Source organism: Rhodococcus sp. NS-SX18 (genome assembly GCF_057367935.1).
In genome coordinates, this window is record NZ_CM170633.1 from 2,818,240 (window position 1) to 2,840,785 (window position 22,546).

Genomic DNA, 22,546 nt, shown 5'->3' on the forward strand with positions numbered 1-22,546 from the left:
TCAGATCTTGTCCACGGTGGCGAGCGCCTGGACGAGCAGATCGTGTGCCTGCTCGAGCAGCTGCGCCTGCCGCGGGATGATCTCGGACGGATCGGCCGCGTCGACGGCGGTGTCGCGGGCACGCGCGAGCAGCCCCTCGACGTCGGTGTGGATCGACCGCGGATCCATACCCGGATGGGAGCCTGGAAGGTGATCGCCTGGGCGTGGTATCGACGTGCTCATCATCGACCACGCTAGTGCATGCCGGTGACGAACCGGCACACCGCACAGAACGGTCTCAGCGGGGCATTCCCCACCGTGCCAACAGGTCGTCCGTCGCCACGACCCGGCCGAAGCCGGGGTGGGACCAGGCGACGTCGAGCACGGCACGAAGCGCGGCCATCGGATCTGCGGCCGGCTGTGGGGCCAGATGCACGTCCCGGCCGTCGAACGACACCGTGTAGGGCTCGCGCGTACCCGGCCGCAGCACGGCTGCCTCGCTGTCGAGGCTCGCGAGCGAGTCCGCAACATAAGTGGGACGTTGCTCCGCCGGGGCGCGGAGCAGGTCCGCGACCGTGCTCACACCGGTCAGCACCAGCAGCGAATCGACACCGACGGCATTCGCGCCGGCGATGTCGGTGTCGAGCCGGTCGCCGACCACGAGCGGACGCGAGGCACCGCTGCGCACGACAGCGTCCTCGAGCAGCGGTGCGGCCGGTTTGCCGGCCACCAGCGGCTCACGTCCGGTCGCCGACCTCAGGGCCGCGACCATGGAGCCGTTTCCGAGCACCAGACCTCGCTCGGTGGGCAGCGTCGAGTCGACGTTCGTCGCCACCCACAGCGCGCCGGAGCGCAGTGCGAGTGTCGCCTCGGCGAGAATCGCCCATCCGGTTTCCGGGGAATGCCCCTGCACGACCGCCACCGGTTCGGCATCGGCGGAGCGTACCGGCACCAGCCCGACGCCGGCGACCTCGTCGACGAGGGCATCGGTGCCGACCACCAGCACCGGCGCGCCGGCCGGCACCCGCTCCGCCAGCAGCCGGGCCGCGGACTGGGAGCTGGTGACCACGTTCGACTCGTCAGCCGCGAAACCGAGTTCGCGCAGGTGTTTGGCGACCTCCCCCGGGCGGCGGCTCGCGTTGTTGGTGACGTAGAACAACCGCTCGGCGCCGTCGGACAAGGCCTCACGGGCACCCGGGACCGCTTCGGCGCCGCGGTAGACGGTGCCGTCCAGATCGAGCAGCAGGACGTCGTAGTGGGTCCGCAACGACGCACCCGTACCTGTCACTGATCCTCTCCGGTGAGTTCGGCGACGCGCTCCTCGGCGTCGGTGTCCCCGTCCAGATCCGCGGCAGCGGCGTTGAGGAACCACTTCAATCCGTCCTCGGTGCGTCCCGCTGCCACGAGCGCGTCCGCATACGCGTAGAACAGCCGTGCGGCGGATGGTCCGGTGCGTGAGGCGTCCAGTTCCGGCGTTTGAAGGGTGACCACCGCCTGGTCGAACTGTCCCAGATCCATCCGGGCACCCGCGACGACGATGCGCAGCTCGGTGGCCTCGTCTCCGGTCAGCGCACGAGCCTCGTCACTGCGGCCCAGCTCGATTGCCCGTTCCGGCCGGCCGAGTCCGCGCTCGCAGTCCGCCATGACCGCCAGCAATCCGGGTCCACCGGCCATCCGGCGGGCGGCGCGCAACTCGGACAACGCCTCGGCCCATTCGCCGGCGTGGTAGGCCGTGATGCCCGCTGCCTCCCGGACCACGGCGATGCGGCCGGCGCGCTGCCGCGCAGCACGCGCGTGTGCCAGCGCGACACGGGGGTCGTCGTCGATGAGGCGGCCGGCCATGACCAGGTGCCGGGCCACCGCATTGGCGTTCGACTTGTCCAGGCTCAGCAGATCCCGGCGGATGGTCGGATCCAGTTCGGACGCTTCGACGTCTTCGGGAAGATCCGGCTCGTCCGGACGAGAGTCGCGACGCGCAGCAGGAGCACCTTCGCGACCCCGGCCCGGGCCGAAACCGCCTTCGCCGCCGCGGCGACGCGGAGCGCCGCCGTCCCGACGCTCGGGTCCGTGACCGGAGCGGGACGCGCCTGCGCGCCGATCGTCCCGGGTCCGGTCGTCCCTGCGCTCACCGGTGCGACGATCGTCGGTGCGGCGATCGTCGGTGCGGCGATCGTCGTTCCCGGCCCGATGCCGGCCCTCGGTGCGGGGTCGGTCGTCACGACGTTCACCGTAGGGGCGGTCCGGCCGGTCTCCCGCCGGGCGGTCACTGCGGCTTCGCTCCGGACGGCCGCTGCCTCGGGAATCGTTCCCGTGCCCTCCTGCGCCCTCGTTTCGACGTTGCCCACGGAAAGTGCGGTCGTCGCCGGGACGGTCCGGCCGACCTGGGGATCCCTGTCGGCGCTCCTGTCCCCGGTCGGCGCCTTGGCGATGCTCGCCACCGTCTCCGCGTCCCGACCTGGGAGTGAACCCTCCACCCCGGAAGGATCGACGCTCACCACTGTTGTCGGACACAGAAAAATCCTTTCATGAAAAACAACGAGAGGGGACCCACCAGGTGGGTCCCCTCTCGTGAACGGGTGTTCGGCGGTGTCCTACTCTCCCACACCCTGTCGGGTGCAGTACCATCGGCGCAGACAGGCTTAGCTTCCGGGTTCGGAATGGGACCGGGCGTTTCCCTGTCGCTATGGCCGCCGTAACTCTGTGAAACTTCACGCACCGGACCCCCGGACACCCCCGTGGGGGTCGGGATCCGATGAGTGTGCTGTTTCAGATACCGCACAGTGGACGCGTAGCTTCTTCGTGGTAAGTCCTCGGCCTATTAGTACCGGTCACCTGCATGCGTTGCCGCACTTCCAGTTCCGGCCTATCAACCCGGTGGTCTGCCGGGGGCCTTACCCCCTCGAGGGGGTGAGAAACCTCATCTTGGAACAGGCTTCCCGCTTAGATGCTTTCAGCGGTTATCCCTTCCGAACGTAGCCAACCAGCCGTGCCCCTGGCGGGACAACTGGCACACCAGAGGTTCGTCCGTCCCGGTCCTCTCGTACTAGGGACAGCCTTCCTCAAGTTTCTAACGCGCGCGGCGGATAGAGACCGAACTGTCTCACGACGTTCTAAACCCAGCTCGCGTGCCGCTTTAATGGGCGAACAGCCCAACCCTTGGGACCTACTCCAGCCCCAGGATGCGACGAGCCGACATCGAGGTGCCAAACCATCCCGTCGATATGGACTCTTGGGGAAGATCAGCCTGTTATCCCCGGGGTACCTTTTATCCGTTGAGCGACACCGCTTCCACATGCCGGTGCCGGATCACTAGTCCCGACTTTCGTCCCTGCTCGACCTGTCGGTCTCACAGTCAAGCTCCCTTGTGCACTTGCACTCGCCACCTGATTGCCAACCAGGCTGAGGGAACCTTTGGGCGCCTCCGTTACATTTTGGGAGGCAACCGCCCCAGTTAAACTACCCACCAGGCACTGTCCCTGAACCCGATCAGGGTCCGAGGTTAGAGGTCCAATACGATCAGAGTGGTATTTCAACAACGACTCCACCCACACTGGCGTGCGGGCTTCCCAGTCTCCCACCTATCCTACACAAACCGAACCGAACACCAATACCAAGCTGTAGTGAAGGTCCCGGGGTCTTTTCGTCCTGCCGCGCGTAACGAGCATCTTTACTCGTAATGCAATTTCGCCGAGTCTGTGGTTGAGACAGCAGAGAAGTCGTTACGCCATTCGTGCAGGTCGGAACTTACCCGACAAGGAATTTCGCTACCTTAGGATGGTTATAGTTACCACCGCCGTTTACTGGGGCTTAAATTCTCAGCTTCGCGGAGTGAACTCCGCTGACCGGTCCTCTTAACCTTCCAGCACCGGGCAGGCGTCAGTCCGTATACCTCGTCTTACGACTTCGCACGGACCTGTGTTTTTAGTAAACAGTCGCTTCTCTCTGGTCTCTGCGACCACCCCCAGCTCCGACCGCGAAGGTCTTCACCGGGCGTGGTCCCCCTTCTCCCGAAGTTACGGGGGCATTTTGCCGAGTTCCTTAACCACAGTTCTCTCGATCGCCTCGGTATTCTCTACCTGACCACCTGTGTCGGTTTGGGGTACGGGCCGTGTGAAAGCTCGCTAGAGGCTTTTCTCGGCAGCATAGGATCATGGAATTCGCCTCATTCGGCTACGCATCACCTCTCAGGCTTGATGTGACACGGATTTGCCTATGTCACGCCCTACAGGCTTACACCGGTACAACCACTGACCGGCCCCACTACCTTCCTGCGTCACCCCATCGCTTGGCTACTACCACCGAAGGTCCCGTGCAGCAGGATCCCGTCTCCCGAAGGAGATCGATCACCCTTTGGACGGTTAGTACCGATGATTCACCAGGGGCGCGTTCACACGGGTACGGGAATATCAACCCGTTGTCCATCGACTACGCCTGTCGGCCTCGCCTTAGGTCCCGACTCACCCTGGGCGGATTAACCTGGCCCAGGAACCCTTGGTCATTCGGCGGACGAGTTTCTCACTCGTCTTTCGCTACTCATGCCTGCATTCTCACTCGCGCCGCCTCCACACCTGGATCACTCCGGCGCTTCCCCGGCGGCACGACGCTCCCCTACCCACCCACACATCTGGCTCGAACCCCGCAGGATTCGAGCAGACTCATGTGAGTGCCGCGGCTTCGGCGGTGTACTTGAGCCCCGCTACATTGTCGGCGCAGAACCACTTGACCAGTGAGCTATTACGCACTCTTTCAAGGGTGGCTGCTTCTAAGCCAACCTCCTGGTTGTCTCAGCGATCCCACATCCTTTTCCACTTAGTACACGCTTAGGGGCCTTAGCCGGCGATCTGGGCTGTTTCCCTCTCGACTACGAAGCTTATCCCCCGCAGTCTCACTGCCGCGCTCTCACTCACCGGCATTCGGAGTTTGGCTGATTTCGGTAAGCTTGTGGGCCCCCTAGACCATCCAGTAGCTCTACCTCCGGTGAGAAACACGCGACGCTGCACCTAAATGCATTTCGGGGAGAACCAGCTATCACGGAGTTTGATTGGCCTTTCACCCCTACCCACAGCTCATCCCCTCAGTTTTCAACCTAAGTGGGTTCGGGCCTCCACGACGTCTTACCGTCGCTTCACCCTGGCCATGGGTAGATCACTCCGCTTCGGGTCTAGAACATGCCACTGCAACGCCCTGTTCGGACTCGCTTTCGCTACGACTACCCCACACGGGTTAACCTCGCGACATGCCACTAACTCGCAGGCTCATTCTTCAAAAGGCACGCCGTCACCCCCAGCAGACCAAACTGCTCGAAGGCTCCGACGGATTGTAAGCGCACGGTTTCAGGTACTATTTCACTCCCCTCCCGGGGTACTTTTCACCTTTCCCTCACGGTACTAGTCCGCTATCGGTCACCAGGGAGTATTCAGGCTTATCGGGTGGTCCCGACGGATTCACAGCAGATTTCACGGGCCCGCTGCTACTCGGGTACCCTCCACGAGAGCCGGCGTGTTTTCGTCTACGGGATTCTCACCCTCTACGACAGGCCGTTCCAGACCACTTCGACTAACACACCGGTTTCTTACTCTCGCCCACCATGACAGTGATGGGAAGAAGGGCCCCACGACCCCACGGATGCAACGCCTGCCAGCTCTCACACACCCGCGGTTTAGCCTCTTCCGCTTTCGCTCGCCACTACTCACGGAATCACATGTTGTTTTCTCTTCCTGTGGGTACTGAGATGTTTCACTTCCCCACGTTCCCTCCACACGCCCTATATATTCAGGCGCGGGTAACACGACATCACTCGTGCTGGGTTTCCCCATTCGGAAATCCTCGGATCACAGCTCGGTTGACAGCTCCCCGAGGCATATCGCAGCCTCCCACGTCCTTCATCGGCTCCTGGTGCCAAGGCATCCACCGTACGCTCATAAACACTTACAACAAAGATGCTCGCGTCCACTGTGCAGTTCTCAAACAACACACAACACCCACTACTCACCCCACCGACCGGCGGAAGCTTTGACAGGCATCGTCGCTGACAAAACACATTGCGTGTTCTCTCAGGACCCAACAGTGCACCGATATAACCACCGCGACGGGAACATGTGATCCCCGCCGGCGCGGTGATGGTTGTCAGCGTTCCACCCATGAGCTCCTGCCGTTCCACATGTGGGAACGAAACAGTCTCTGCCCGAGAAGAATTCACCTGTGTGAACCCTCGACGGGAGAAGTGCTCCTTAGAAAGGAGGTGATCCAGCCGCACCTTCCGGTACGGCTACCTTGTTACGACTTCGTCCCAATCGCCGATCCCACCTTCGACGGCTCCCTCCCACGAGGGGTTAGGCCACCGGCTTCGGGTGTTACCGACTTTCATGACGTGACGGGCGGTGTGTACAAGGCCCGGGAACGTATTCACCGCAGCGTTGCTGATCTGCGATTACTAGCGACTCCGACTTCACGGGGTCGAGTTGCAGACCCCGATCCGAACTGAGACCGGCTTTAAGGGATTCGCTCCACCTCGCGGTATCGCAGCCCTCTGTACCGGCCATTGTAGCATGTGTGAAGCCCTGGACATAAGGGGCATGATGACTTGACGTCGTCCCCACCTTCCTCCGAGTTGACCCCGGCAGTCTCCTGCGAGTCCCCAACTTTACTTGCTGGCAACACAGGACAAGGGTTGCGCTCGTTGCGGGACTTAACCCAACATCTCACGACACGAGCTGACGACAGCCATGCACCACCTGTACACCGACCACAAGGGAAACCCCATCTCTGGGGCGGTCCGGTGTATGTCAAACCCAGGTAAGGTTCTTCGCGTTGCATCGAATTAATCCACATGCTCCGCCGCTTGTGCGGGCCCCCGTCAATTCCTTTGAGTTTTAGCCTTGCGGCCGTACTCCCCAGGCGGGGCGCTTAATGCGTTAGCTACGGCACGGATCCCGTGGAAGGAAACCCACACCTAGCGCCCACCGTTTACGGCGTGGACTACCAGGGTATCTAATCCTGTTCGCTACCCACGCTTTCGCTCCTCAGCGTCAGTTACTGCCCAGAGACCCGCCTTCGCCACCGGTGTTCCTCCTGATATCTGCGCATTTCACCGCTACACCAGGAATTCCAGTCTCCCCTGCAGTACTCAAGTCTGCCCGTATCGCCTGCAAGCCCGCAGTTGAGCTGCGGGTTTTCACAGACGACGCGACAAACCGCCTACGAGCTCTTTACGCCCAGTAATTCCGGACAACGCTCGCACCCTACGTATTACCGCGGCTGCTGGCACGTAGTTGGCCGGTGCTTCTTCTGTACCTACCGTCACTTGCGCTTCGTCGGTACTGAAAGAGGTTTACAACCCGAAGGCCGTCATCCCTCACGCGGCGTCGCTGCATCAGGCTTGCGCCCATTGTGCAATATTCCCCACTGCTGCCTCCCGTAGGAGTCTGGGCCGTGTCTCAGTCCCAGTGTGGCCGGTCGCCCTCTCAGGCCGGCTACCCGTCGTCGCCTTGGTGGGCCGTTACCCCACCAACAAGCTGATAGGCCGCGGGCCCATCCTGCACCGGAAAACCTTTCCACCCCCCACCATGCGGCAGAAGGTCCTATCCGGTATTAGACCCAGTTTCCCAGGCTTATCCCGAAGTGCAGGGCAGATCACCCACGTGTTACTCACCCGTTCGCCACTAATCCACCCAGCAAGCTGGGCTTCATCGTTCGACTTGCATGTGTTAAGCACGCCGCCAGCGTTCGTCCTGAGCCAGGATCAAACTCTCCGTTGAAGACTCTCAACCAAACCCCGAAGGGCTGATCAGCCATAAGCGTAGAGCCGAATCACTAGCAAAAAACTCAAACTAGCAAAAACACTGACCACCACAGACGGAAGAATGCGGCAGTCAGCAACGATCATCACGACACCTCATCGGCTTGACACCATGGTCGGCGTCTGATCTGATCGCACCAAATAAAAAATTTGGCACTGACATTCATCGGCACACTGTTGAGTTCTCAAAGAACACGCACACACCATCACCTGACGCTCTCGCGTCCTGCTCCGGGGCAACCGTTCTATCCTAACACTCCGAGTTCACCTACGCAAGAAGCGTCTGCGATCTTCGTGTCGGCCGTTCGACCGATCAGGACGCAACCAATTTCCGTACCTCTCGGTCCGGGTTGGTGTCCGTGTCGCTCGAACGACGACAAAGTTACGCCACCGCTAACGGGCCGTCAAACCCGCAGGTCAGGGGCCCGTCAGCGGGCGAAGAGGTTCTCGTCAGCCGCGTCGGATGCGGACGCCGGCGAAGTTGCGCTTGCCTCGCCGAAGAACAAGCCAGCGACCGTGCAGAAGATCCGCATTCGACGGGACCCAGTCCTCGGACGCGATGCGCTGATTGTTGACCGAGGCGCCGCCCTCCTTGATCGTGCGCCGGGCAGCACCCTTGCTCTCGCACAGACCCGTCGCGACGAGCAGGTCCACGATCGTGTCGGGCTGCCCGTCGTGCACTTCCGCGACCGAGGCCTCCGCCAGCGCGGCGGAAAGGGTTGCCTCGTCCAGCTCCGCCAGCTCGCCACGCCCGAACAGCGCCCGGCTCGCAAGCTCGACCGCGCGGGTGTTCGCCTCTCCGTGGACAAGCGTCGTCATCTCGGCTGCAAGGCGGCGCTGCGCTTCGCGCGCATGCGGCCGCTCGGCCGTCGCGGTCTCGAGGTCGGCGAGTTCGTCTCGATCCAGGAAGGTGAACCACCGCAGGTACTTCACGACATCGGCGTCCGCCGCGTTGACGAAGTACTGGTACCAGGCGTAGGGGGTGGTCATCTGCGGATCGAGCCACAGGCTTCCGCCGCCGGTGGACTTACCGAACTTCTTTCCGTCGGCCGAGGTGACAAGCGGGACGGTGAGCGCATGCACTGCGGCGGCGTCGGTCCGCCGGTTGAGCTCGACGCCCGCGATGATGTTGCCCCACTGGTCCGATCCACCCACCTGCAGAGTGCACCCGTGCTGACGACGTAACTGCACGTAGTCGTTGGCCTGCAGCAGCATGTAGCTGAATTCGGTGTACGAGATGCCGTCGCCCTCGAGCCGCCGTTTCACCGTGTCGCGCGCGAGCATGACATTGACGGAGAAATGCTTGCCGACATCGCGGAGGAAGTCTACGACGCTGAGGGACGAGGTCCAGTCGGCGTTGTTCACGACGATCGCGCTCGTCGGGGAATCGTCGAAGTCGACGAACCGCTCGAGCTGCCCGCGGATGCGTTCGGCCCATTCGGCGACAGTGTCCGCCGAGTTCATGGTCCGCTCCCCTACCTCGCGCGGGTCTCCGATCATGCCGGTGGCGCCGCCCGCCAGCACGATCGGCCGGTGGCCCGCCCGCTGAAAGCGCTTCAGTGCGAGCAACGGCACGAGGTGACCCGCATGCAGACTGGGGCCGGTGGGGTCGAAGCCGGCATAGAGCGTGACCGGGCCCGCGTCGAGGTCGCGGCGGAGTGTGTCGAGGTCGGTCGATTGGGCGATCAGCCCGCGCCAGGTCAGTTCGTCGAGGATGTGCTCAGTCACTGCTCGATCATCCCATCCGGCCCGGAGCGGCCGGCGCGCGCGGGCTGCGCCGGTAGGCCGACACTCCCACGGCCCCCGGGATCCACAGTCGCCACGGCCGCTCGGCCGCGACGCTGATCCCGACGCGGGGTCCCGCCGCGACCCGATCGGCGTCTCCCAGGGTGAGCTTCACCGAGGCACCGTCGTCGAGTACGTCGATCCCGTTGTCCGCGAGAGTCAGCCCCAGCGCCTCGGCGAGGTTGCCAGGTCCGCGGGCGAGGTTCGACGCGGGAGTCCCGGCCGTTCGCCGGGCGCGAACGGTTTCCTCTCCGGCAACGACTTCCGCGCCTCGCAGCAGCACCGCCGCAGCCACTCCGTCGGGGCCGACCGAGATGTTGGCGCAGTGGTGCAGCCCGTAGCTGCGGTAGACGTAGAGATGACCGGCGGGACCGAACATCACCGCGTTCCGAGGCGTACGCCCCCGGTAGGAATGCGCCGCGGGATCGGGCCAGGGACCGTCCTCGGGCCCCCCGTAAGCCTCCACCTCCGTGATCCGCAGGATTACTCCGCCCGCACACAGCGTGGCACCGAGGATCGTGTGCGCCGCCTTCAGCGGGTCGACCGCGGTGAGCCGCTCGAACGCCACGTTCAGTCCGTCACCGGGTCCTCGGTCCAACCGGCCACGCCGCGCGCGAGGTAGTCCTCGTGTTCGGCGTCGGTCACGTCTCGCGCCTCGTCGACGAGGAGGACGGGAATGCCGTTCTCGATCGGATATGCCCGGCGCAACCGCGGGTTGTAGAGGACCGAATCGTCGACGAGGAGCAGCGGCCCCTTGTCCTGCGGGCAGGCCAGGATGCTCAGCAACATGGGATCGACAGCCACGGTTGTCCTCTCGACGGTGTTGTGGGGTCGGACGGGCCCACGCTACCGTGCGCCCGGCGCCGGACCAGCGCCGACGCCGGCAAATCTCACCGCGACCGCTTTGGTGAACCGCTTGTAGGTTCCGGTGTCGGGATCGGCGAACCACGACCGCACCGTCGGCTTCGGCAGGCCTCGCGCCGGCAGATCGCCGGGCACGGGCCGGAATGTGGGCCCGAGTTCGATGTGCGGCACGACATGCACGAGATCGGGTCGTTCCGAGGCGGGGACTGCGTCGAGTGCCGCGGTGATCTCGGCGGCGCTCGGCGCGCGGTTCTCGCGCAGAGTGCAGGCGGCCACGGCGACTTCGGTGTCGGCGGTGCGCACACCGTAGACGACGCAGAGATCGACCTTCGGGATACTACCGAGAGCGTCTGCCACCGGCTGGCCGTATACCGGTCCGTGCGGGGTGCGGATGACAGTGTGCTTGCTGTCGAGCAGCCAGTAGTCACCGTCCTGGTCTCGACGGAAGAGGTTCTCGGTAGGCACCCATACGTCGCCGACTTCGAACACTCCCCGCATGACACCGGGCAGTGTTTCGGTCGAGGCACTGGGCCGCCCGAGCAGGAGTCCGACCTCGCCGTCCGCGCTTTCGCGGACGAAGCCCCGCGCATCCTCCACCAGGCGCCCGGTCGTGGGATCCCAGGTGGCCAAGCGCGCCTCGGCGCTGCCGGGCAACGGTCGTCCCTTGCACCCGATCTTGGCACCCGAGACGTTGGCGAGGACGACCTCGCCGTCGGTGGAGGCATAGAACTCGAGCACCTGTGCGGGAGCGAAACGGTCGAGGGTCCGCCGCCACAGTCCGGGAGGCATGCCCGAGCCGATGAAGAGGCGGACCGGATGGATCTCGTCGATGTGCAGCGCGGGGCTGTCGAGGATGTCCCTCATCATCGCCCAGGTGTAGGTGACGACGGTGACGCCGTAGCGGTGAACTTCCTCGCTGAAGCGCGCGGGATCGAGACCGTGGGACAGCGCTATTCGGCAGCCACCCGCGAGTGCGCCGCCGAAGCTGACCAGCAGACCGGACGAATGATAAAGCGGGGCAAGGCAGTAGACCGTGTCGCCGCGGCCGAGCGCGGCGGCGGTGGCGGTCCCGAAGGCGGAGAGCGCCCATCGGTGGTTGGAGATCTGACGCATCTCCAGGGTCTCACCACTCCCGGTGAACAGGAGGAACGCAAGTTCCCGCGCGACACCGGGATCGGGGGCATACCAGCCGGGGAGTTCGATCGTGGTGATGTCGAGGTGCTCGAGATCGACGGCGTCTGCACCGGGCGCGATGTCGAGTTCGCGAATGCTGCCACCGCCGAGTACCAGGGCCGAAATCCCCGTGGCGAGTGCCCGATCGAGGTTCTCGGGGTCGGTGATGATCTTCTGGACACCACCCAACCGGATCGCTTCGTCGAGGTCGGGCCCGGGTGGGAGCAGGACCGACACCGCGCCGATCCGGGAGACGGCCGTGACCGCGGCCATAGCGCTGGGACGGGTGTCCATCAGGATGCCGATGTGAGCGGCGGGACGCACGCCGCAGTGCACCAGTCCGCGCACTACGTTGTCGATCCGGCGATTGACGTCGGCGAAGGTGTAGACGCGGTCCTCGTAGATGAAGCACTCGCGGTGCGGCCCCTTGCGGCACTGCTCGGTGAGGACACCGGCAAGGGAGATCCGGGTGCGGGGCTGGATCTGTCCGAGCCGGGCCAGTCGCGGTAGGGCCCGGGCGGCTTCCCCCGACAGCTCCCGCGCGCCGCGCACCGTCTCGGACGCCAGATCGGCGATGCCCTTGCCGACCTCCACGCCGACCTCTGCGATGGTCGCGACGGTGTGGGTGAGCCGGGTCGCGACGGACACCCCGGTCTCCCCTTCCGCGTGGAGTTCGGGGATGGCCATCCGGCCGATGCCGACCGGTCGGTCGCCATGCCCTTCACGCCACTGCACCCATTCGCCGACGGCGGGCCAGGTCTGCCGCGCCGCGGTGCCACCCACGACTAGTCCGAAATGCCCTGCGCGTAGCGAATATTCGAACACCTGAGCCCGGGGGGCGGCCTTTCGGATGCCGCGCACTGCGAGGGGCTGGCCGATGTCGTCCACCTCGCCGACGAACGCGAGGATCGGACAGGTTATCTCGGCCAGGCTCACAGCGCGGTCGTTGATGACGAATCCGCCGCTCACCATGCGGTTGTGCACGATGAACTGGCGCAGCAGTTCGGCCACCGCGGGACCGGACCAGGCCACCCAACCCTCGGTGTCGAGGAAGCGGCGCTGAGGTTCGCGTGGCAGAAGGGCTTCCCGGTCGTGCAGCTGCATGAGGAACTCGATGCGCGACCGGACCGTCTTGACAGGGTCGAGGAATTGGAAGCCGGTCTTGGCCATCCAACCGGTGATGGCGAGACGGTTGAAGACGTGGTCGGCGAGGAAGTCGGCCGCCCGGACCGCGACGCCCTCCGGGATCCCGAACGGCAGCGCGGCCAGGGTGTCCACCGGGCTGCCGAAGGTGATCAGGCTCGCGACGTGCCGACTACGGCGGTAGGCCGCGGCCTGATAGCAGAACATCCCGCCCTGCGAGTACCCGGCGAGGTGGATGTCACGGCCGGTGTAGTCGTGTACGTGGTCGACGATCTCGTCGAGGGCGATGATGTGATCGGTGAGGGTGCGGTCCCACCCGCCTTCCTCCCGGTCCGGGGAACCGAAGTCGACCACCCAGGGATCGAGGCCCATCGAGTGCAGGATGCCGACCGCTCCCGTCTCACGAGTGACGTCGTACACGTCCGCCGACATCATCATCGGGGGAACCATCACCACGGGAGCGCCGTTCTCGGCAGCGTCGGATTCCGGGTAGTAGTGCCGCAGCCTGTACATGCCGGTCCGCTCGACGACCTGGAACGGGGAGGGTGTCGCCCCCGTTTCCAGGCCGCCGTGACGGATCACCTCGAGGCCGTTCTGCGCGGTCGCCACCACACGTCGCAGGGGCCCCATCACCGATCCACCGCCCAGTGCCACGAACCTCTTCCCATCCGCCGAGTTCTGCGTGTGTCGACCCTGTCAGGAATGACAGCCTGCCACATTACGTCGACCCGATGGCGGCGTTCGCCGAGCACGTCGGTCAGCCGCGCACCCAGTCCCGCAGCGCGCGGGTGGCGGTACGGACACCGTCGAGCTGTTCACCGACCCGGACGCCTGCGGTGCCGCCGCGGGCGTTGCGCGAGGCGATCGAGCCCTCCACGGTGAGGACCTCACGTACCTGCGGGGTCAGTGCGGCGTCGACCGCGGCCAGTTCGTCGTCGGTCAGGTCCTCGAGTCCGACGCCCCGTGCCTCCGCCGCGCGCACGCAGGCGCCGGCCGCCTCGTGCGCGACCCGGAACGGCACTCCCTGGCGCACCATCCACTCGGCGATGTCGGTGGCGAGAGTGAACCCGGCCGGTGCCAGCTCGGCCATGCGATCGGTGTGGAAGGTCAGGGTGGACACGAGGCCGGTGATCGCCGGCAGCAGGAGCTCGAGCTGCGCGACCGAGTCGAACACCGGCTCCTTGTCTTCCTGCAGGTCCCGGTTGTACGCCAGCGGCTGGGCCTTGAGGGTGGCGAGCAGGCCGGTGAGGTTGCCGATGAGGCGGCCTGCTTTGCCCCGGGTCAGCTCCGAGACGTCCGGATTCTTCTTCTGCGGCATGATCGACGAGCCGGTGGACCATTCGTCGGCGAGGGTGATGTAGCCGAACTCCGGCGTGCTCCACAGGATGACCTCCTCCGCCATGCGGGAAAGGTCGACCGCGATCATCGCGAACACGAACGCGGCCTCGGCGGCGAAATCCCGTGAGGAGGTGGCGTCGATCGAGTTCTCGGCGGCGGAGTCGAAGTTCAGCTCGGCCGCGATCGCGTCGGGGTCCAAGCCGAGAGAGGAGCCCGCAAGGGCTCCGGAACCGTACGGGGACACCGCGGCACGCGCATCGAAGTCCCGCAACCGCTGTACGTCGCGCAGAAGCGGATGGGCGTGGGCGAGCAGGTGGTGCGCGAGCAGTACCGGCTGTGCCGCCTGCAGGTGGGTCTTGCCCGGCATCACGGCGGTGGGATGGGCGGCGGCCTGGTCGGCGAGGGCGTCGACGACGGCGAGGACCCCGTCGGCGATGCGTCGCGCCGCGTCGCGCAGCCACATCCGGAACAGCGTGGCGACCTGGTCGTTGCGGGAGCGACCGGCGCGCAGCCGGCCGCCGACTTCGGGCCCGACCCGCTCGATGAGCCCGCGTTCGAGGGCGCCGTGGACGTCCTCGTCGGACTCGGCGGGGGTGAACGCACCGGAGGCGACGTCGGTGGCGAGCCGGTCGAGGCCGTCGAGCATGGCGGTGAGGTCGGCATCGCTGAGCAGGCCGGCCTTGTGCAGCACCCGCGCGTGTGCCTTGGAGGCACGGACGTCGTAGGGGGCGAGTGCCCAGTCGAAGTGGGTGGATTTGCTCAGCGCCGCCATGGCGGCGGCCGGTCCGGATGCGAACCGGCCGCCCCACAGGGCGCCTTCGTTGGTGCCGTGAGCGGTCATCGCTACAGGCCCAGATCCCGCTTCGCGGCGACCTTGGAGGACAGGCCGTGGATCTGCACGAAGCCCTTGGCGTTGGACTGGTCGAAGCTGTCGCCCTCGTCGTAGGTGGCGAGGTTGAAGTCGTAGAGCGACTCGGGGCTGCGACGTCCGTTGACGGTGATGTGGCCGCCGTGGAAGACCATGCGGATGTCGCCGGTGACGCGCTCCTGGGTGTTCTTGATGAACGCGTCGAGGGCGTGCTTCAGCGGCGAGAACCACAGGCCGTCGTAGACCAGCTCGCTCCAGCGCTCCTCCACGCGCCGCTTGTAGCGGCCGAGTTCGCGCTCGACGGTGACGTGCTCGAGTTCCTGGTGCGCGGTGATGAGGGCGATGGCGCCGGGGGCCTCGTAGATCTCGCGGCTCTTGATACCGACGAGGCGGTCCTCGACCATGTCGAGGCGGCCCACGCCCTGGGCACCGGCGCGCTTGTTGAGCTCCTGGATGGCCTCGAGGACGGTGACGTGCTTGCCGTCGATGGCGACGGGGCGGCCGGCCTCGAAGCTGACGATCAGCTCGTCGGGTGCCTGCCAGTGGGCGGTGGGGTCCTCGGTGTAGTCGTAGACGTCCTTGGTGGGGGCGTTCCACAGGTCCTCGAGGAAGCCGGTCTCGACGGCGCGGCCCCACACGTTCTGGTCGATGGAGAACGGCGAGCGCTTGGTGACATTGATCGGCAGGCCGTGTTCCTCGGCGAAGGCGATGGCCTTTTCGCGGGTCCAGGCGTAGTCGCGGACCGGGGCGATGACCTGGAGGTCGGGTGCGAGGGCGCCGAAGCCCACCTCGAAGCGGACCTGGTCGTTGCCCTTGCCGGTGCAGCCGTGGGAGACGACGGTGCCGCCGTGCTCACGCGCGGCCTGCACGATGTGCTTGACGATCAGCGGCCGGCTGATGGCCGAGACCAGGGGGTAGCGGTCCATGTAGAGCGCGTTGGCCTGGACGGTGGGCAGGCAGTACTCGTTGGCGAACTCGTCCTTGGCGTCGACGACGATCGATTCGACGGCGCCGCAGTCGAGGGCGCGCTGGCGCACGACCTCCATGTCCTCGCCGCCCTGGCCGAGATCGATGGCGACGGCGACGACCTCCTTGCCGGTCTCCTTGCCGATCCAGCTTATGGCGACGGAGGTGTCCAGCCCGCCCGAGTAGGCGAGTACGACGCGATCGGCCATTGTGTTTGTGCTCCTTCTTGATTGAACGTGTGTCTGTGGTGCTCGGTGCGCGATCGGATCAGGCCAGGGATTCGATCTTCGCGGCGAGGTCGGCTCCGGTGAGGGGCTCACGCGCGATCACCGCGATGGTGTCGTCGCCGGCGATGGTGCCGACCACTTCGGGTAATGATGCCCGATCGAGTGCGCTGGCCAGATAGTGCGCTGCTCCGGGTGGGGTGCGGAGCACCGCGATGTTGCCGCTCGAGTCGGTGGAGACCAGCAGTTCGCCGAGGAGGCGGGAGAGCCGGTCGGTGCCTCCGGACACGCCCCGGACGGGGCTCCCGTCCTCGGGGACGACGTACACCCCGGGCCCGCCGTCGGCTCCGCGGAGTTTGACCGCACCGAGTTCCTCGAGGTCGCGGGAGAGGGTGGCGTTGGACACCTCGATGCCTTCGGCGGCGAGCAGCGCGGCGAGTTCCGGCTGGCTGCGGATCGCGCGGGTGGCGACGAGTGCGGTGATCCGGGCCTGCCGGGCCGCGCGGGTCGGGGCCGCGGCGGCGCCGGCCGGTCCGGCGCCGCTCGACGGTTCGGCCACGCTGCTCACGGTTACCGTTCGCGCTGCTCGAGCAGCCATACGAGCAGTGCCTTCTGGGCGTGGAGGCGGTTCTCGGCCTCGTCCCACACCACCGACTGCGGTCCGTCGAGAACCTCGTCGGTGACCTCGTCACCGCGGTGGGCGGGCAGGCAGTGCAGCACGACGGCCTTCGGGTCGGCGAGTGCGAGCAGCTCGGCGTTGACCTGGTACGGGCGGAAGGGACCGACGCGGTCGAGTCCGTCGTTCTCCTGGCCCATGGACGTCCAGGTGTCGGTGACGAGGGCGTCGGCGCCGGTGGCGGCGGCGCGCGCGTCCTCGGTGAGGGTGATCTGCGCGCCGGTTTCGGCGGCGCGGGCGCGGGCTGCGGCCACGACGGCGGGATCCGGGGCGAAACCGGCGGGGGCGGCGATCGTGACGTCGATGCCGGCGGTGACGCCGCCGAGCATGAGCGAGTGCGCCATGTTGTTGGCGCCGTCGCCGAGGTAGGTCAGTTTCAGTCCCTGCAGCTCCCCCTTGTGTTCGCGCAAGGTGAGCAGGTCCGCGAGGACCTGGCAGGGGTGGTACTCGTCGGACAGGGCGTTGACGAGGGGCACGGTGGCGCCTTCGGCCATCGCCTGGAGTCGGTCCTGGCCGAAGGTGCGCCAGACGACGGCGTCGACGTAGCGGGACAGGACGCGGCCGGTGTCCTGCAGGGTTTCTTCCCGTCCGAGCTGGGTGGTGCGGCCGTCGACGACGACGGCGTGGCCGCCGAGCTGGGCGATGCCCATCTCGAAGGAGAATCGGGTGCGGGTCGAGTTCTTCTCGAAGATGACGCCGACGCCGCGCGGGCCCTCGAGGGGACGGGCCGAGAACGGCGCCTTCTTCAGGGCTGCGGCGAGGTCGAGGACCTCGCGCTGTTGCGCGGGCGTGAGGTCGTCGTCCTTCAGGAAGTGCTTCACCATGGGTCTAGTTTCCTTCCTGCCGGGCGGCGTCGAGCACGCAGGGCAGTGTCGCGACGAATCCGTCGGCCTGTTCCTGGGTGAGGATCAGCGGTGGGGCGAGGCGGACGACGTCGGGTGCGGCGGCGTTGACGAGATAGCCGGCGTCCCGGGCGGCCGCTTCGACGGCGGGGGCCCGGGTGTCGGTGAGGACGATGCCGAGCAGCAGGCCGGCGCCTCGGACGTGGTCGACGAGGGGGTGGCCGAGTGCCTCGATGCCGGTGGCGATGGATTTGCCGACGGCGTCGACGTGGGCCAGCAGGTCCTGCTCGTCGATGGTGCGCAAGACGGCGAGCGCGGCGGCGGCACACACCGGATTGCCGCCGAAAGTGGTGCCGTGCTTGCCGGGCTGGAAGAACTCGGCGGCCGGACCGGTGGCGAGGACGGCACCGATGGGCAGGCCACCGCCGAGGCCCTTGGCGAGGGTCATGACGTCGGGCACGATACCGGCGGCCTGGTGGGCGAAGAACGTCCCGGTGCGTGCGATGCCGGTCTGCACCTCGTCGAGGACGAGCAGCGCCCCGCGTTCGGCGGTGATGCGGCGGGCCTGGACGAGGTAGTCCTCGGGAGGCACGACCACACCGGACTCGCCCATGATGGGCTCGAGGAACACGGCGGCGGTGTTCTCGTCGACGGCGGCATCGAGAGCATCGGCGTCGCCGTAGGGGACGAACTCGACGCCGGGGGGCATAGGTTCGAACGGGGCGCGCTTGTCGGGCTGGCCCGTGAGGGCCAACGCACCCATGGTGCGGCCGTGGAAGGCCTTCTCTGCCGCGATGATCTTGGGCCGTCCGGTGAGCCGGGCGAGTTTGAACGCCGCCTCGTTGGCTTCGGTGCCGGAATTGCAGAAGAACGCCCGGCCGGGGTGCCCGAAGTGCGCGAGGAGGCGTTCGGCGAGTTCGACGACGGGTCCGCTGGCGTAGAGGTTGGACACGTGACCGAGGGTGTCGAGTTGTGCGGTGACGGCGTCGCGGATGGCGGGATGGCGGTGGCCGAGGGCGTTGACGGCGATGCCGCCGAGCAGGTCGAGGTACTGCTTGCCGTCGGCGTCGGTGACCACGGCACCGTCGCCGGCGACCAGGGCGATCTTGGGGACGCCGTAGTTGTTCATCAGCGACCCGGCCCAGCGCTGCTGGAGTTCGGACGTGCCGGTCATGGGGTGCCTTCCTGGGTGGGAGCGACCGCGGGGTGGGGGGTGACCATCGTGCCGATGCCTTCCTCGGTGAGGAGTTCGAGCAGCACCGAGTGCGGCTGTCGTCCGTCGATGACGTGGGCCGTCGGCACGCCGCCGCGGACCGCGCGCAGGCAGGCTTCCATCTTCGGGACCATCCCCGCGTCGAGGGACGGCAGTAGTTCGGCCAGCGCGTCGGCATCGATGGCGCTGGTGAGGGAACTGCGGTCGGGCCAGTCCGTGTAGAGGCCTTCGACGTCGGTGAGGACGACGAGTTTCTCCGCTCCGAGCACCTCGGCGAGCGCGGCGGCCGCGGTGTCGGCGTTGATGTTGTGGACGACGCCGTCGGCGTCGGGGGCGATGGTGGAGACGACGGGGATGCGGCCGGCGGCGATGAGGTCGTGGACGGCGGCGGGGTCGACGGCGGTGACATCGCCGACGAGACCGATGTCGGTGTCCAGGCCGTCGACGACGACCGTTCGGCGCGTGGCGGTGAACAGGTGGGCGTCTTCGCCGGAGATGCCGACGGCATACGGGCCGTGGGCGTTGATCAAGCCGACGAGTTCGCGGCCGACCTGCCCGAACAGCACCATGCGGACGACGTCCATCACCTCGGGGGTGGTGACGCGGAAACCACCGCGGAACTCCCCGGTCATGCCCAGTCGCTTCAGCATGGCGTTGATCTGTGGTCCGCCGCCGTGGACGACGACGGGGTGGACGCCGACGGTGCGCAGGAACGCCATGTCGGCGGCGAAGGCGCGCTTGAGCCGGTCGTCGATCATGGCGTTGCCGCCGTACTTGACCACGACGATCCTGCCGCGGAATTTCTGCAGCCACGGCAGGGCCTCGGCGAGGACGTAGGCCTTCTGGTGGGCGGTGAGCTGCGCGATGGGGTCGGTGCTCGCCTCGGTTCCGGTCATGACGAGTAGGCCGAGTTCTCTTCGACGTATCCGTGGGAGAGGTCGGTGGTGCGGATGGTCACCTCGACGTCGCCGACGCCGAGGTCGATGTCGAGGGCGATGTCGGGGCCGGACAGGTCGACCTCTCGGGCGCCGGGAGCGCCCACGCCGTCGATGCACACCGGGGATCCATTGAACGTGACGGAGATGCGCTCGGGGTCGAGCGCGATGGGAGCGATGCCGATGGCGGCGAGGACACGTCCCCAGTTGGGGTCGGAACCGAACAGGGCGGTCTTGACGAGGTTGTCGCGCGCAACGGTCCGCGCACCGACGAGGGCGTCCTGTTCGGTGGCGGCGCCGCGGACGGTGACGGTGACCCGCTTGGTGACGCCCTCGGCGTCGGCCGCCATCTGTGCGGCGAGGTCGTCGCACACTGCGAGGACGGCGGCGTCGAGCTGATCCTGGGTGGGGGTGATGCCACTGGCCCCGGACGCGAGCAGCAGCACGGTGTCGTTGGTGGAGGTCGACCCGTCGACGTCGAGACGGTCGAACGTGAGCCGGGTGGCGGCGCGCAGGGCGCGGTCGAGCTGCTCGGCGGTGGCGACCGCGTCGGTGGTGACCACGCACAGCATGGTGGCCAGGGCGGGGGCGAGCATGCCTGCGCCCTTGGCCATGCCGCCGACGTTCCACTTGTCGGCGTGGTGCAGGGCGGCCTGTTTGGGGACGGTGTCGGTGGTCATGATGGCGTACGCGGCGTCGGTGCCGCCGGAGATCCCGCCGGCGAGTTCGTGGACGATCTCCGCGACGCCGGCGAGGACCTTGTCCATGGGCAGTCGGTCGCCGATGAGGCCGGTCGAGCACACCGCGACCTCGCCGGCACCGGTTTCGGTGCCCCAGTTGCTGAGGGTTTCGGCGACCTTCTCCGCGGTGGCGTGGGTGTCCTGGAAGCCGCCGGGTCCGGTGCAGGCGTTGGCGCCGCCGGAGTTGAGGATCACCGCGCGCAGCGCGCCGGACGTCAGGACCTGCTGCGACCACAGCACGGGCGCGGCCTTGATCTTGTTGGTGGTGAAGACGCCGGCTGCTGTCAGCTCCGGCCCCTCGTTGAAGACGAGCGCGAGGTCCGGGTTGCCGGAGGCTTTGATGCCGGCGGGGATGCCGGCGGCGCGGAACCCGGCCGGCGAGGTGACGCCCTGGGTGCGGATCAGGCGGCCGCCGGCGATCTCGACCGCGTCGGCGTAGACGTTGTCGTCGGTGGACTGTCTGTCGATGCTCACGGGGCGACTCCCACGGTGGACAGGCCGGCGGTCTCGGGGAGGCCGAGCGCCAGGTTCATGGATTGCACCGCCGCGCCGGCGGTGCCTTTGGTCAGGTTGTCGAGTGCGGCGACGACGACGAGGACGCCGGCGTCGGAGTCGACGGTGACGGCGAGGTGCACGGCGTTGGAGCCGAGTACCGCGCCGGTGCTGGGCAGCGTCCCTTCGGGCAGTACGTGCACGAACGGCTCGTCGGCGTAGGCCTTCTCGTACACGGCCCGGGCCTCGTCGGCGGTGGCGGTGGTGGGGGCGGTGCAGGTGGCGAGGATGCCGCGCGGCATCGGCGCCAGCACGGGGGTGAAGGAGACGGATACGGCGGCGTCGGTCAGGGTGGCGAGGTTCTGCTTGATTTCGGGGGTGTGCCGGTGTGCTCCCCCGACGGCGTAGGCCCGCACGGAGCCCATGACCTCGGAGCCGAGGAGGTCGGCTCGGAGGGACTTGCCGGCGCCGGAGGTGCCGGATACGGCGACGACGTGGACTGCCGGCTCGACGATGCCGGCCGCGACGGCGGGGGCGAGGGCGAGGGTGGCCGATGTGGGGTAGCAGCCGGGGACCGCGATCCGGGTGGCTCCGATCAGGTGCTCGCGCTTGCCGGGGAGTTCGGGCATTCCGTACGGCCAGGTTCCGGCGTGATCTCCGCCGTACCAGCGCTGCCAGTCGGCGGACTCGGACAGGCGGAAGTCGGCGCCGCAGTCGATGACGACGGTGGTGTCGGGCAGCTGCTCGGCGATGACGGCGGAGTGGCCGTGTGGCAGACCGAGGAACACGACGTCGTGGCCGCTCAGGGTGTCGAAGTCGGTGGCGCCGAGGACGCGGTCGGCCAGCGGGAGCAGGTGGGGGTGGAATTCGCGGAGTCTCGCGCCGGCGTTGCCACCGGCGGTGAGTGCGCCGACGACGAGGCGGCCGTCCTGGTAGGCGGGATGACCGAGGAGCAGACGCAGGATCTCGCCGCCCGCATACCCGCTCGCCCCTGCGACGGCGACCCGAATCGGTGACTGTGCGGTCGCCGTGAATTCCGGTGAGTTACCCATGCGATTGATTATGCACCATCATGCAACTTCATTCACACGGGCGGGTGCGGGCGCGCCCGTTCACTCCTGGGCCAGCGAGCGGCGGATCTCGCGCAGTCTGTCGGCGGCGGCCTGTCGGCGCTCGTCGAACTGCTCCTCGAGCGTGCGCCCCGCCACACTCTCGCGGGCGAGTTCCTCCGCACCGACCGCGGTGCCCGCGCGTCGCTCGATCTTCTCCCGCACCGAGTCGAACGTGGGCACTCCGGCCGAGGTGTAACCGGAGTCCTCCCCCTCTGCGGGTGTCACGTCCGGCCCGACCGGGGACGCGGGAACGTCCGGCACCGACGGGGAACCGGGTTCCGCCGGGGTCACGTCCGGCACCGACGGCGAACCGGGTTCCGCCGGGGTCACGTCCGGCACCGGTGCGGCCGGGGCGTCGGGAGCGGGGGAGGACGGATCGATAGTCATGCTCCCAGGCT

Annotated in this window: 16 protein-coding genes and 3 rRNA genes; all 19 read right to left on the bottom strand. The window is 67.0% G+C overall.

Translation table 11 applies throughout. From position 1 onward, the window contains the following. Window positions 1-168, bottom strand: a complete 168-nt coding sequence (locus tag AC2IPW_RS13100; RefSeq protein ID WP_003937303.1) for a hypothetical protein — start codon at window positions 166-168, stop codon at window positions 1-3. A gap of 109 nt (window positions 169-277) precedes the next feature. Beyond that, on the bottom strand, window positions 278-1,267 hold the full coding sequence (locus tag AC2IPW_RS13105) for an HAD-IIA family hydrolase (RefSeq protein WP_003937304.1): 990 nt from the start codon (window positions 1,265-1,267) through the stop codon (window positions 278-280). After that, a complete protein-coding gene (locus AC2IPW_RS13110; RefSeq protein ID WP_450121463.1) occupies window positions 1,264-2,490 on the bottom strand; it encodes a tetratricopeptide repeat protein in 1,227 nt (408 codons plus the stop codon). Before AC2IPW_RS13110 ends, AC2IPW_RS13105 begins: the two co-directional genes overlap by 4 nt. Window positions 2,491-2,557: 67 nt before the next feature. Then, a 5S ribosomal RNA gene (gene rrf, locus AC2IPW_RS13115) occupies window positions 2,558-2,674 on the bottom strand. A gap of 103 nt (window positions 2,675-2,777) precedes the next feature. Then, window positions 2,778-5,913, bottom strand: a 23S ribosomal RNA gene (locus AC2IPW_RS13120). Between the two features lie 300 nt (window positions 5,914-6,213). Further along, window positions 6,214-7,736, bottom strand: a 16S ribosomal RNA gene (locus AC2IPW_RS13125). The 16S, 23S and 5S rRNA genes sit together here, the layout of an rRNA operon. Window positions 7,737-8,227: 491 nt before the next feature. Further along, window positions 8,228-9,505, bottom strand: coding sequence for a tyrosine--tRNA ligase (gene tyrS, locus AC2IPW_RS13130; RefSeq protein ID WP_003937980.1), 1,278 nt, complete (start codon window positions 9,503-9,505; stop codon window positions 8,228-8,230). Window positions 9,506-9,512: 7 nt separating this feature from the next. Beyond that, the gene (locus tag AC2IPW_RS13135) at window positions 9,513-10,130 is read right to left on the bottom strand and encodes a DNA-3-methyladenine glycosylase (RefSeq protein WP_289381928.1); all 618 of its coding nucleotides are present in this window, start codon (window positions 10,128-10,130) and stop codon (window positions 9,513-9,515) included. 2 nt (window positions 10,131-10,132) lie between these two features. Next, entirely contained in the window at window positions 10,133-10,366 is a 234-nt protein-coding gene (locus tag AC2IPW_RS13140) for a Trm112 family protein (protein WP_054374152.1), read from the bottom strand. A 42-nt stretch (window positions 10,367-10,408) separates the two neighbouring features. After that, entirely contained in the window at window positions 10,409-13,372 is a 2,964-nt protein-coding gene (locus AC2IPW_RS13145; RefSeq protein ID WP_486377002.1) for an AMP-binding protein, read from the bottom strand. Window positions 13,373-13,499: 127 nt separating this feature from the next. Next, on the bottom strand, window positions 13,500-14,921 hold the full coding sequence (gene argH, locus AC2IPW_RS13150; protein WP_371384584.1) for an argininosuccinate lyase: 1,422 nt from the start codon (window positions 14,919-14,921) through the stop codon (window positions 13,500-13,502). A 2-nt stretch (window positions 14,922-14,923) separates the two neighbouring features. Next, the gene (locus tag AC2IPW_RS13155; RefSeq protein ID WP_003937975.1) at window positions 14,924-16,123 is read right to left on the bottom strand and encodes an argininosuccinate synthase; all 1,200 of its coding nucleotides are present in this window, start codon (window positions 16,121-16,123) and stop codon (window positions 14,924-14,926) included. A 58-nt stretch (window positions 16,124-16,181) separates the two neighbouring features. Continuing rightward, window positions 16,182-16,736: an arginine repressor gene (locus tag AC2IPW_RS13160; RefSeq protein WP_414706298.1), complete on the bottom strand. Its 555-nt coding sequence runs from the start codon at window positions 16,734-16,736 to the stop codon at window positions 16,182-16,184. Then, a complete protein-coding gene (gene argF, locus AC2IPW_RS13165; RefSeq protein ID WP_003937973.1) occupies window positions 16,709-17,638 on the bottom strand; it encodes an ornithine carbamoyltransferase in 930 nt (309 codons plus the stop codon). Before argF ends, AC2IPW_RS13160 begins: the two co-directional genes overlap by 28 nt. A gap of 4 nt (window positions 17,639-17,642) precedes the next feature. Further along, window positions 17,643-18,830 (bottom strand): acetylornithine transaminase, encoded by a 1,188-nt coding sequence (locus tag AC2IPW_RS13170; protein ID WP_486374998.1) that lies wholly within the window; start codon window positions 18,828-18,830, stop codon window positions 17,643-17,645. Next, on the bottom strand, window positions 18,827-19,765 hold the full coding sequence (gene argB / locus AC2IPW_RS13175; RefSeq protein WP_486374999.1) for an acetylglutamate kinase: 939 nt from the start codon (window positions 19,763-19,765) through the stop codon (window positions 18,827-18,829). Before argB ends, AC2IPW_RS13170 begins: the two co-directional genes overlap by 4 nt. Continuing rightward, window positions 19,762-21,018 (bottom strand): bifunctional glutamate N-acetyltransferase/amino-acid acetyltransferase ArgJ, encoded by a 1,257-nt coding sequence (argJ, locus tag AC2IPW_RS13180; protein ID WP_289382550.1) that lies wholly within the window; start codon window positions 21,016-21,018, stop codon window positions 19,762-19,764. Before argJ ends, argB begins: the two co-directional genes overlap by 4 nt. Further along, window positions 21,015-22,088, bottom strand: coding sequence for an N-acetyl-gamma-glutamyl-phosphate reductase (gene argC, locus AC2IPW_RS13185; RefSeq protein ID WP_486375000.1), 1,074 nt, complete (start codon window positions 22,086-22,088; stop codon window positions 21,015-21,017). The genes argJ and argC overlap by 4 nt, the downstream gene beginning before the upstream one ends. 60 nt (window positions 22,089-22,148) lie before the next feature. Beyond that, on the bottom strand, window positions 22,149-22,535 hold the full coding sequence (locus AC2IPW_RS13190) for a PspA/IM30 family protein (RefSeq protein WP_486375001.1): 387 nt from the start codon (window positions 22,533-22,535) through the stop codon (window positions 22,149-22,151). Window positions 22,536-22,546 lie beyond the last annotated feature (11 nt).